The sequence below is a fragment of the Dolichospermum sp. LEGE 00246 genome (assembly GCF_015207865.1).
Lineage (GTDB): Bacteria > Cyanobacteriota > Cyanobacteriia > Cyanobacteriales > Nostocaceae > Dolichospermum > Dolichospermum heterosporum.
The window spans coordinates 1-5882 of the sequence record NZ_JADEWA010000345.1 but is presented as its reverse complement, the minus strand read 5'-3'; the positions used below and the strand labels follow the sequence as shown (position 1 = coordinate 5882).

Below are 5882 nucleotides of genomic sequence, written 5' to 3'. Positions count from 1 at the left end.
TAGATGAAACTGAAAGAAAGAAACTTGAGGATATCGCCCAAGGTTGGGGAATGAGTCTTTCGTCAGCCTTAAAAAGATTAGTTAGAGAGAAATAAAATGTTGAAAAGATTTAATGACCCGCATCATGATCGAGAATATTGGAAGCGGTTAAAACCGCACGGGTAGGCTTTCCCCCGCGCTCTAAAGAGACGCGGCTCCCAGCCTTCCCGCGATCCCCTGGTGGATTAAAAAAAACTTCAGTTTTCCAGATAGATCCGGTTATAACCAACATTTCTGGTGACTGGTAGCCATATTTAAACCACAACTTACGTAACTCCAGCGATGGAAACGCTTGCAAAGCGTTCCATCAATAGTTACACTTTTAAAAATATCCTCGTTTTTGTTTAGCAATTACCTAAACACTCAAACAGTCAGTTCTTGACAAAAGAACTCAAACTATGGTAGTGCGTCAGTATTGCCAAACTCAAAATCAGCAATAAAAAAACTCAGAGATTTCTCGGCTTGACGGTTTCCGTCATTTGTGAACCTCCGTAAGAAAATTGCTTTGTAAACATAACTATCCAGGAGGCTTGTAGTCAATGGGACTACCTTGGTATCGAGTACATACAGTCGTTCTCAACGATCCAGGTCGGCTGATTTCTGTACACTTAATGCACACAGCTTTAGTAGCTGGCTGGGCAGGTTCAATGGCACTGTACGAACTAGCCGTTTATAACCCTAGTGATCCAGTTCTCAACCCCATGTGGCGACAAGGGATGTTCGTACTTCCCTTCATGGCACGTTTAGGCGTAACCGAATCTTGGGGCGGTTGGAGTGTAACTGGTGGCACAGCAGTAGACCCCGGTTTCTGGTCATTTGAAGGCGTTGCTGCTGCTCACATCGTTCTTTCTGGTTTATTATTCTTGGCTGCTGTTTGGCACTGGGTTTTCTGGGATTTGGAACTTTTTAGAGATCCTCGCACCGGTGAACCTGCACTAGACTTGCCAAAAATGTTTGGTATTCACCTGTTCTTATCCGGTTTACTTTGTTTTGGTTTTGGTGCGTTCCACCAGACTGGACTATTTGGTCCAGGAATGTGGGTATCTGATGCCTATGGACTGACGGGCAGTATTCAGCCAGTAGCTCCTGAATGGGGTCCGGCTGGATTTAACCCCTATAATCCAGGTGGTATAGTCGCTCACCACATTGCGGCTGGTATTGTCGGTATTGTTGCAGGTTTATTCCACCTCACAGTTAGACCTCCTGAAAGGCTCTACAAAGCCCTACGGATGGGTAATATTGAAACCGTACTTTCCAGTAGTATCGCTGCTGTATTCTTCGCTGCTTTCGTAGTAGCTGGAACTATGTGGTATGGTAACGCTGCTACCCCAATCGAACTGTTTGGTCCTACCCGTTACCAGTGGGATCAAGACTACTTCCGTCAAGAAATTCAGCGTCGTGTGCAAACAAGCGTTGCTGAAGGTACTTCTTTGAAAGAAGCTTGGTCGCAGATTCCTGAAAAACTGGCTTTCTACGATTATGTTGGTAATAGCCCCGCTAAAGGTGGTCTATTCCGTACAGGGGCAATGGTGAAAGGTGATGGTATTGCTGAATCTTGGCAAGGTCACGCTGTGTTCACGGATGCCGAAGGACGAGAATTAACAGTTCGTCGTCTACCTAACTTCTTTGAAACCTTCCCAGTCATTTTGACTGATAAAGATGGGGTTGTCCGTGCTGACATCCCCTTCCGTCGGGCAGAATCTAGATACAGCTTTGAACAAACTGGCGTAAAAGTCAGCTTCTACGGTGGGAACCTGAATGGTCAAACCTTTACAGATCCCGCTGATGTGAAGAAGTACGCCCGCAAAGCTCAAGGTGGAGAAATATTTGAATTTGACAAAGAAACCTTGAACTCTGACGGTGTATTCCGAACATCTCCCAGAGGTTGGTTTACCTTTGGTCATGCTGTATTTGCTCTACTATTCTTCTTTGGTCACCTGTGGCACGGTTCACGGACAATCTACCGTGATGTGTTTGCTGGTGTGGAAATTGAAGAAGAACAGGTTGAGTGGGGTCTGTTCCAGAAGCTGGGTGACAAAACAACTCGCCGGAGAAAGGAAGCTTAAAACTTGGATGAGGTGTGAAGTAGATTTTTCTACTTCATGCTTTTTCTGTGGTTTGTTAAACTAAAATTACTGGCTCAACAGACAGGATCTGAAAAATATGGAAAGTGTTGCTTACATCTTGATTTTAACCCTAGCAATAGGTGTACTCTTTTTTGCGATCGCCTTCCGCGAACCCCCCCGGTTTGAGAAAAAAGAGAAATAGGTTATATATTCCCAATTCACTAGGGAATATATGCTAACAATATCCGTTGTTACTAATGATAGTAACAACGGATATTTTAGTTTCGGTATTAAAAATCAGATATCCCCCATTCCCTATTCCCCATTCCCTATTCCCCATTCCCCATTCCCTATTCCCCATTCCCTATTCCCTATTCACCGCCATATATGATATAATTTTATGTCTGGAAGTTGATATGTGTTAAGACTAGCTATTCTAAGCTAGGATAAGACAGCAATGTAAGTGGAAATTGTCCTCCCACTACTTACATATAAACTGAATTTATGACAAAACCTTTACGGAGACTAGACCCAGGAACACATTAGCATGGTCAATCAGAACTTAACCGCTACAGAAATTGGATTTACCCACGAAGATTTCGCTGCTCTACTTGATAAATACGACTATCACTTCAGCCCTGGTGATGTCGTACCGGGTACAGTTTTCAGTATAGAGCCGCGCGGCGCTCTGATTGACATAGGTGCGAAAACCGCAGCATATATACCCATACAAGAAATGTCTATTAACCGGGTCGATGCCCCGGAAGAAGTCTTACAATCAAACGAAACACGGGAATTTTTCATCCTTACAGATGAAAATGAAGATGGTCAGCTCACCCTTTCAATTCGTCGGATTGAGTATATGCGGGCTTGGGAGCGAGTTCGGCAGTTGCAAGCAGAAGATGCTACTGTCCGTTCTGGCGTTTTCGCAACCAACCGTGGTGGTGCATTAGTGCGAATTGAAGGACTGCGCGGCTTTATCCCCGGTTCTCATATTAGCACTCGCAAACCCAAGGAAGATTTGGTAGGCGAAGAACTGCCCTTGAAATTCTTAGAAGTAGATGAAGAGCGTAACCGCCTAGTTCTCTCCCATCGTCGAGCGCTGGTTGAGCGGAAGATGAACCGTTTGGAAGTGGGCGAAGTAGTTATTGGTACTGTTCGCGGTATCAAACCTTACGGTGCTTTCATTGACATTGGTGGCGTGAGCGGACTACTACATATTTCTGAGATTTCCCACGAGCATATTGATACTCCTCATAGTGTATTCAATGTTAATGATGAAGTGAAAGTAATGATCATTGACTTGGATGCAGAAAGGGGACGGATTTCACTGTCTACTAAACAGTTAGAACCCGAACCTGGTGACATGATCAAGAACCGTGATTTGGTTTATGATAAGGCCGAAGAAATGGCAGCTAAGTATCGGGAACAATTGCTTGCCAAACAGCAAGGCATTACTACACCTGTGGAAGCTACAGATGTGGAAGCTACAGATGTGGAAGCCGTAGCTGAAGAAGTTGCACCTATGGAAGCTGTGATTGAGGAAGAAATTCCCCCAGCCACAGAGATTGAAGAAGAGATCCCCGCAGCTATTGAATCATAGATTGATAATTGTCAGCAATTCTCACTTTGAAACGATTTTGCGCCATTTCAGCGATACACGGATTCGCTAAAAATTGTAAACCCCTGTTACCACAAGGGTTACAATGTCATCAAACCTTAAAATGAGAATTGCTGGATAATTGTCAGTGATGACAACTCAAATTGTTAAAGTGTATTATAAGGAGGGAAACCCCTCTTTTTTTTTACTTACCATCTAAAATGAATGGGGTGAGCTATTTTGGCAACTATTAAATGTAAAAACATTGCGTTTTCTAATATTGAAGCAATTTTATTTGATAAAAACGGTACTTTAGAAGATTCTGAGTCATATTTAAGAACATTGGGACAAAAAGCGGCACGGATGATAGACGCACAAATTCCTGGAATTGGCGAACCTTTATTAATGGCTTTTGGTATTAATGGCAATTTCTTAGATCTAGCAGGTTTAATATCAGTAGCGAGTCGTAGAGAAACAGAAGTTGCAGCAGCCGCTTACATTGCAGAAACTGGTAGGGGATGGTTTGAATCTTTAAAAATCGCTCGTCAAGCTTTAGAAGAAGCTGAACAATATGTTGGTAAAACTCCTTCACCTTTATTTGTGGGTAGTTTGGAGATATTAAAGTCCTTGTCAGTAGCGGGCTTAAAATTGGGAATCCTGTCAGCAGCAACGACTCAAGAGGTCAAAAAATTTGTCACTACTCACCAATTAAGCGATTATTTGCAACTGGAAAAGGGAGTTGATGATGGTCCGAGTAAACCAGATCCGACGCTGTTTTTAGAAGCTTGCCAAGCCTTGGGAGTATCACCAGCGGCGACTTTAATGGTAGGTGATTCTATAGGTGATATGCAAATGGCGCGTCATGCTAAGGCTGCCGGCTGTATTGGGATTACTTGGATTGCTAGGGCAGATAATGTTCAAGGTGCAGACGTGGTGATTAATCAACTTGATGAAATTCAGGTGATTGCTTGACAGTCCATCAATTGAACTGCGTGCAAAAAAGCGTTACCCTAAGCGCATAGGATAAAACAGAGGAAAATACCGTGACTTCAAATACCCAAATCAAAGCATTAGACGTACCTACTGCCATAGGACAACGTCGTTCCATCAAAACCTTTAAACAAGATCCCATCTCCCCAGAACTACTTAAGCAACTGGTAGAATTAACCGTAGCTGCACCCAGTAGTTTTAACGTCCAATCGTGGAGAATAGTTTTAGTGCAGGACAAAGCCCAAAAAGAAGCATTATGTGCAGCTTCTTGGAAGCAACAACAAATTATTCAAGCACCTGTTACCTTTGTTTTCGCGGCTGACGCTGCTGCGGGAGGAAAAGATTTAACACCCATTTTAGAGCAAGGTGCAGCCACTGGGGCTTGGAATGAGGGAACAGTTAATTATTTTAGAGGTGCGATTCCCCAATTTCAAGCTAGTTTAGGAGACAAGCGCCGGGAATACGCCATTAAAGATGCCATGATAGCTGCTACGAATTTAGTGTTAGCAGCGGAAAGTTTGGGTTTATCCACCTGCTTTATGAATGGTTGGATTGAGGAACAGGTCAAAGCTATAATTGGTGCAGAAAATGACCCAGATATAGGTATTGCTGTTTTAGTACCTGTAGGTTATGCGGCTGAACCCCGCTTAAATCCCGGTCGGCTACCATTATCTGTGAATGTTTCTGTAGATAGACTGGATAATCCCTATCAAGGCTAATTAGGGATTTGGGGGTAGAAACAGCTTGATAATTTCTACCCATAACTATCCATATATTACTGTTTATCCGAGTCTTCAATAAGTTGATCAACAAAATCCCTCAACCGTTGCTGCTGTGTCAGGGACGGTTTTAATTTTTTCCCTGACTCCAGGTAAAACCTTAAATTGCAAGGGTGATTTATCGGAGGCTACTTGATTTTGTGGTTTAAATTTAATCCGAGGCATTGCCAAATCTTAATATGTCTGATATACTAGATATCATAGCACAACATTGAAGGTCGAATCAATGCTTTTATCATTCAAAACTGCGCTAATTCCAAATAACGGACAGATTACAGCTTTTCGCAAGGATTCTATTCACAAATTAACCTACTATCTAGCTAAAAACCACAGCATAATTAAGATAGAAGATTTGCACGTTAAGGCATTTTTGAAGAACCACAAATTAGCAGGTGCAATTGCAGATTG

Annotated in this window: 7 protein-coding genes and 1 pseudogene; 6 read left to right on the top strand and 2 right to left on the bottom strand. The window is 42.8% G+C overall.

Annotated elements, in window-relative coordinates:
• Window positions 1-435: 435 nt before the first annotated feature.
• The gene (locus tag IQ228_RS19265) at window positions 436-579 is read right to left on the bottom strand and encodes a hypothetical protein (RefSeq protein ID WP_193963973.1); all 144 of its coding nucleotides are present in this window, start codon (window positions 577-579) and stop codon (window positions 436-438) included.
• Here IQ228_RS19265 and psbB point away from each other — a divergent pair.
• The 5 genes from psbB to IQ228_RS19240 all read left to right on the top strand — a co-directional run bounded on the left by psbB (window position 579) and on the right by IQ228_RS19240 (window position 5414).
• On the top strand, window positions 579-2105 hold the full coding sequence (gene psbB, locus IQ228_RS19260) for a photosystem II chlorophyll-binding protein CP47 (protein ID WP_027401292.1): 1527 nt from the start codon (window positions 579-581) through the stop codon (window positions 2103-2105). The two genes, IQ228_RS19265 and psbB, sit on opposite strands and share 1 nt — an antisense overlap.
• A 97-nt stretch (window positions 2106-2202) precedes the next feature.
• Complete coding sequence (locus IQ228_RS19255) at window positions 2203-2307, top strand: photosystem II reaction center protein T (RefSeq protein ID WP_027401293.1); 105 nt, start codon at window positions 2203-2205, stop codon at window positions 2305-2307.
• A 345-nt stretch (window positions 2308-2652) separates the two neighbouring features.
• Window positions 2653-3708 carry a 30S ribosomal protein S1 gene (locus tag IQ228_RS19250; RefSeq protein ID WP_027401294.1) on the top strand — a complete coding sequence of 352 codons (1056 nt, stop codon included), beginning with the start codon at window positions 2653-2655 and terminating at the stop codon, window positions 3706-3708.
• A gap of 237 nt (window positions 3709-3945) precedes the next feature.
• Window positions 3946-4677 carry an HAD family hydrolase gene (locus IQ228_RS19245; RefSeq protein WP_027401295.1) on the top strand — a complete coding sequence of 244 codons (732 nt, stop codon included), beginning with the start codon at window positions 3946-3948 and terminating at the stop codon, window positions 4675-4677.
• 71 nt (window positions 4678-4748) lie between these two features.
• Window positions 4749-5414, top strand: a complete 666-nt coding sequence (locus IQ228_RS19240) for a nitroreductase family protein (RefSeq protein ID WP_027401296.1) — start codon at window positions 4749-4751, stop codon at window positions 5412-5414.
• An 87-nt stretch (window positions 5415-5501) separates the two neighbouring features.
• On the opposite strand, the gene IQ228_RS19235 is transcribed toward IQ228_RS19240, so the two are convergent.
• Entirely contained in the window at window positions 5502-5639 is a 138-nt protein-coding gene (locus IQ228_RS19235; protein ID WP_168465765.1) for a hypothetical protein, read from the bottom strand.
• 61 nt (window positions 5640-5700) lie between these two features.
• Between IQ228_RS19235 and IQ228_RS26770 the strand changes: the two are divergent.
• Window positions 5701-5882: pseudogene (locus tag IQ228_RS26770) on the top strand (RNA-guided endonuclease TnpB family protein); the annotation flags it as partial.

Bases quoted from the DNA above. Each gene is read 5' to 3' on its own strand.
- IQ228_RS19250 (WP_027401294.1), top strand. From the start codon at position 2,653: ATGGTCAATCAGAACTTAACCGCTACAGAAATTGGATTTACCCACGAA.
- psbB (WP_027401292.1), top strand. From the start codon at position 579: ATGGGACTACCTTGGTATCGAGTACATACAGTCGTTCTCAACGATCCA.
- IQ228_RS19255 (WP_027401293.1), top strand. From the start codon at position 2,203: ATGGAAAGTGTTGCTTACATCTTGATTTTAACCCTAGCAATAGGTGTA.
- IQ228_RS19235 (WP_168465765.1), bottom strand. From the start codon at position 5,639: ATGCCTCGGATTAAATTTAAACCACAAAATCAAGTAGCCTCCGATAAA.